Annotated in this window: 3 protein-coding genes and 1 pseudogene; 1 reads left to right on the top strand and 3 read right to left on the bottom strand. The window is 51.7% G+C overall.

Annotated features, from left to right (window positions below):
• Positions 1–1072: pseudogene (locus GCE01_RS16330) on the top strand (lactate dehydrogenase); the annotation flags it as partial.
• Positions 1073–1322: 250 nt separating this feature from the next.
• On the opposite strand, the gene GCE01_RS16325 reads toward GCE01_RS16330, so the two are convergent.
• The 3 genes from GCE01_RS16325 to GCE01_RS16315 form a co-directional block, all read right to left on the bottom strand.
• Positions 1323–1715 (bottom strand): hypothetical protein, encoded by a 393-nt coding sequence (locus GCE01_RS16325; protein WP_099213682.1) that lies wholly within the window; start codon positions 1713–1715, stop codon positions 1323–1325.
• A gap of 72 nt (positions 1716–1787) precedes the next feature.
• Positions 1788–4904, bottom strand: coding sequence for an efflux RND transporter permease subunit (locus tag GCE01_RS16320; RefSeq protein ID WP_099213681.1), 3117 nt, complete (start codon positions 4902–4904; stop codon positions 1788–1790).
• A 3-nt stretch (positions 4905–4907) separates the two neighbouring features.
• Positions 4908–5631 (bottom strand): efflux RND transporter periplasmic adaptor subunit (locus tag GCE01_RS16315; RefSeq protein ID WP_145995826.1); only part of this gene is annotated, 724 nt, incomplete at its 5' end.

Here is a 5631-nt window from a genome sequence, read left to right as displayed (position 1 = left end):
GGCGCTCTTCCGCGACATGAACTCCGGACGCAAGCGGATCCTGATCGGGTCTTCTGCCACCATGGGAACTGGGGTGAATGCGCAGCAGCGGTTGATCGCCCTGCATCACCTCGATGTGCCCTGGCTGGTCTCGGACATCATCCAGCGCGAGGGCCGGATTGAGCGACAGGGCAACCAGAACCCGGTGATCCAGCTCTACGCCTACGCCCTGAAAGGCTCGGTTGACGCGACCAACTGGCAGATGTTGGAGCGCAAGCAGAAATTCATCTGCCTTGCCATGTCCGGAGACCGGACCATCCGCCGTCTGGAGGATGTGGGGGCGGAAGCCAACCAGTTCGCCATGGCAAAAGCTTTGGCGTCGGGAGACGAACGCCTGATGCAGAAGGCGGGACTGAAGGCCGAGCTGGCCCGTCTGGAGCGGTTGCAGGCCGCCCATCACGACGATCAGTATAACGTCCGCCGCGCCATCGACCGTGCCGAGCGTGACCGTGACACAGCGCAGGCCGTGATCCCGCGTCTTCAGAACGACATCGCACGGCGCGAGCCGACGCGCGGTGAAGCGTTCCGGCTGGTGCGCAAGGACCGGGAGATGACCGAGCGTGAGAAGGCCGGTCAGTGGCTCCTCTCGCAGGCCCGTCTCGCCGCGAAGTCCGGAGAGAAAGGCAAGTGGACGCTCGGCACGATCGGCGGTTTCGAGATTCTGTGTGAGACCTGGCGCACCCGCTTCGATGGGGAAGAGACATGGGACGCGACCCTTGGCCTTGTGCTGGACGGGCGGATCCTCGGCATGGACTTCGACCGCGAGACAAGCCCGGTCGGGCTGGTCAGCCGCATCGAGAACGCGCTGCTGCGGTTCGAGGCGGAACTGGCGGACGCGCGCCGTCAGGTGGAGGAAGCCGAGCGCAAGCTCCCCGGCTACCGCGCCCGTGTGGGTCTGGCGTTCCCGGAGGCGGCTTTGTTGCAGGAGAAGCGCGAGGCCATGGCGGCCCTTGAGGCGGATCTGGCAGCCGATACACAGCGCCGTAAGGAAGCGGAAGAGGCTGAAGCAAAGGCCGCGCTCGAAGCTACGTGAAAATCGGGAAGATAGTCAGAAATGGGGGGGGGCAAGCGGAATGTCGGCTATTGGCGAGGAAATAATCGTAAGTAGCCATTCCGGGTGTTGGAAACGCATAACCACTACACCTCCCTATCCGGTGATATAGTTTTTTGGATTCCCGAAGCCAATGACGATAGAAATCGAAATGCCTGCAGCACTTTTTGTGTAGGTATTTTAGGCGTATTAAAAATAAATATTATGAATTTTTGTCATAAAAATATTTGAATTACTGATTTTCTATAATTTCTTTTCCAGATATATATCCTAGATCATCTCTATGTATCTCTAAGGTAGATTTTATATCGCTTGCCTTATACTTAATTTTTACCGACAAGTGACAAATATATTTTATTTCTAAAATTCCCTTCTTTTGACAAGAAAGTTCAGTTATCTCGAAAGTCGGATTCAAGCCCTGACGCATTTCTAACATTTCAATGCGCCTCAGGCGCTGCAGGCCGGTTTCTACGTTGGAAGCAGGAATAGGTTTATAAATATAGTTTACTAAGTAGTCATGAACCTCGTCCACTGTCGGACTTTTCTGATGGCTTTTAATAAAAATTACTGCGAGAAAAAATAAAAATAAAATTGTAAAAGATATTTTTAATACTATTTTGTTCACAAAAAAATTCCGTAAATAGTGTAATATAGAGCGATTATCTGATGATACTCGCTCTATCTGTGTGAGTTTTCTCTAGAGTCGGCTTCTTCTCCATTCGTCCAGCTTAACATACAGACTGGGTAAGACGAGAAGAGTCAGGGCCGTACATGACACCAGCCCTCCAATAACAACGGTTGCTAATGGCTTTTCGACTTCAGCCCCTTCGCTCATTGAAAACGCCATCGGAAAGAACCCCAGGCAGGCCACAGTAGCTGTAGCCATGACAGGGCGGAAACGCTCTTCCGCGGCCTCCTGACTGGCAACGCGCGCCGACAACCCTGCCGCTCGTTTTTCCCGAATGCAGGAAACAAGGACTACTCCATTCAAGGTCGCCACCCCGAACAAAGCAATAAACCCAATCCCAGCAGAGACGCTAAACGGCAGGGATCTTACCGTCAGTGCCAGGATACCACCCGTTGCGGCAAACGGCAGATTCAGGAAGACCAGGCCCGCTACCCAGATATCCCCAAACGCGAACACCAACAGAAAGAAAATAAGCGCCAAGGTAATCGGTACGACAATCTCCAATCGAGCAACAGCTGACTGGAGATTGCGAAACTGCCCACCCCATTCAACACGATATCCATGGGGAAGTTTAAGTTGCTGGCCAACGGTCGTCTGAGCTTCCTGTACGAACGAACTCATATCGCGCCCGCGCACGTTCGCCTGCACCATCATCCGTCGCTCCCCCTGATAGCGGCGGATGGCCGCTGGCCCATCAGTCAGCGTGATTTTAGCGACCTGAGACAATTCAACCATCTGGTCATCTCGTGTCGCGACCGGGAGGCGTTTGATATCATCAAGAGTACGCCTTTGCGGAGCGTCGATCCGCACTTCGGTTGGAATTAAAGCATCACCCGTTGAAACCGGCGGCCCGACGTGTCCGCCGACGGACTCGACAACATCAAGAATAGCCGCTGTATCCACATTAAGCCGACCTGCGGCTGTTCGATCCACATCAATATGAAGATATGGAATCGTCCCAACGTCCTGGGGAGCGACGTCCGCCGCACCGTTAATCCTGCTGACAATATCTGCCGTTTGTTGCGCCAGTTCCTGTAGCCGGCGAATATCAGGGCCGTAGATGCCGATTGCAATCTGTGAGCGCACTCCGGCCTGCATATCATCCATGCGCATTTGAATGGGTTGGCTCCACGAAAAAAGCGAGCCGGGATTATTTCGGCGCAGTGCTGCGTCAAAAGCCCTCACGAGCCCTTCCTGGGATTGTGCAGTCTTCCATTCTGATCGTGGCTTGAGCAGAACATAACTGTCAGTTTGCTCTACACCCGACGGATCCGTCGGAATAGCAGACGTGCCTGTGTTACTCACAATCGTTCGTATGTCGGGAAACGTCTTCAGCGTTTTCTCGATTGCTGTCACTTCATGAATTGAAGCCCCTAATGAGATCGCCGGAAGACGCGTTGACGTGACAATCAAATCACCTTCCTGGAGTTGTGGAATGAACTCTCCTCCAAGACGTGTCGCCAAGAAGACAGATATAAGCAGAATACCGACTGCAACCATGAAAATCTGATTTGTATGTGTGCGGCAATATCGCGCTGCCGGGTTAAAGCCACGCCTCAAAAAGGCGATAAATCGTGTGTCATGGCTTTCGAAACTGAAGGCATGTTCCTGTCCTTCAGGTCCGGTCGCTGTGTCAGCGCTTCCTGAATGACTCTTCATGACCATCGCACACAAAGCCGGCACACCCAGAAAAGCGAAGACGAGAGAAGCCAGCAATGCCAGGATAATGGTTTCTGCCATCGGTCGAAACATCCGCCCTTCGACACCTTCCAGTGTCAGGATAGGCAAATAGACCAGCATGATGATAAACACGGCAAAAATCACAGGCCGGGCGACAGAAGCCGTCACTTTGGCCACGCGCTCCTGCAGAGTCAGCCCCGCAATAACGGAAATACTCAGAACGCCTTCAACAATCACCAGTGCGCTATCAACAATCATCCCAAAATCAATGGCGCCAAGACTCAGGAGATTGGCAGAAATGCCGAGATGATGCATTCCAACCATAGCAGCCAATAAAGCAAAAGGGATGATGGACATGATGACCAGAGAAGCCCTCCAGTCTCCAAGAACGACAAGCAGCACCACCAGAACAAGCAACGCGCCCAATGCAAGGTTTTCCTTGACGGTATCAATCGTCACATCTGTCAGCGTTGTACGGCTGTAATACGGCTCCAGGATGATGCCCTCAGGGAGTGTTTTTTGAAGCGTTGGGAGAATTCTGTTTAACCGGTTGAGCGTGTCACGGGCACTTGCGCCTTCCTGCAGAAGAACAACTGCATTCACAGCCTCTCCTTTACCATCCCGTGTTACAGCTCCTAGCCTTGGAAGCGCACCTTTGCGGACAGTGCCAATATCCCTGATATGAACAACCTCTCCGTTTGGGCCACTTTTGACCTGAACTTCTCCCAATTCTTTGAGGTCATCGATGAGGGAGCGACCCACAATAATGTGCTGCTCATCATTATGTTCTATCCACGCCCCCCCAGCGGCCTCATTGCCAGTATCGACGGCTTTAAAAACATCTGAAATGGACACATTGAACCGACGCATGGCCATTGGATCGAGCGCGACTTCGTAGGTCTCCGATGCGCCACCATTGACGTTGACATCCACCACTCCAGGAATCAGTCGCAGCTTAGGCACAACAGACCAGTTCAGAATACGGTTCAGATCTGTGAGAGACTGGCCTTTCCCTTTAATCTCCAGTTGCATGATTTCACCCATGCCTGTGGCCATTGGCCCCATGCTAATGGAGAGTCCGTGGACTGAAATGGTATTTTTTGCCTGATCCAGAAATTGAGACACCAGGTCCCGATCGCGGTAAATGCTCGTATTGTCATCAAATTGAAGATAGAGAACCGATACGCCAGTACGGGAAACCGATCTTAGGTTTTTTAGCCCGACAACCCCCGACAGCACCGTTTCAATGGGAAATGTAACGAGCTTCTCCACCTCTTCTGTCGGTAATCCAGGTGCCTGAATAGAGACGAGAACCTGACGTGGCGAAATATCTGGAACTGGCTCTACGGGAAGAGAGCGAAGATCGAAAAGACCTGCCACCATCAAAAGAAGAATACAGCCCAGAATTCCTTTCCGGCCTTTGACGACATGCAAAAAGAAATTCATGATCTAGTCCCGTGCTTCGGAATGATCAGGCGTCGGCGCCAGAAGATATTGCGACTTCAGGACAAAGCTTCCTTGTGAGACAACTTTCTGCCCAGCCTTGAGACCCTCTGTCACCAAAGCTTTTCCCTCAAGAGTAGTCGCGACAGTCACATTCCTCGGAACAAATTCATGATCTGATTTTTGAACAAAGACACAATTTTCTCCATTCAATGTCTGAATGGCAGCTTCTGGAACAAGAACGCCGGAGACACGATTTCTTGTCATCAAACGAGTTTTTACAAGCATATCAGGACGCAAAATCATATCAGGATTTGTTACGAGGCTACGCACCAGAACATGTCTGGTTCCGGGCTCAATACTGGCCTCTATAAGAGTAATATTTGAAGAAATAGGAGCCTGATTTGCAGAAATGTATGTTAACTGCTGCCCCCCAGCAGCCAACAGTCCAGCTTTCTGAGGATCAACCTGCGAGATGACCCAGACCTGCGAAAGGTCGTCAATTTCAACAGCTGGTAAGGCTGTATTCGAAACACTCTCTCCCTGAGTTACTGAAATCGTACGGATAATACCGCTGATCGGAGAGGTCACGGTAGAAACCAGGCCTTCTCCTTTTTCCAATTGTGTTGAATACCGCGCGAGACGTTGCCGTTCCGTAGTTAACTCTGCCTGTCTCTGACGAACCAATTCACGTGGCTCAGGACTCATTCCTTGAGATAGAAGATGAAGC

The organism is Gluconobacter cerinus (assembly GCF_002723935.1).
GTDB lineage: Bacteria > Pseudomonadota > Alphaproteobacteria > Acetobacterales > Acetobacteraceae > Gluconobacter > Gluconobacter cerinus.
Note: the sequence above shows the minus strand (reverse complement) of the source record. Positions and strands in the feature narration are given on the sequence as shown.

What these genes read in the sequence shown, in the direction of transcription:
- GCE01_RS16320 (WP_099213681.1), bottom strand. Translation starts at nt 4,904, where the DNA reads ATGAATTTCTTTTTGCATGTCGTCAAAGGCCGGAAAGGAATTCTGGGC.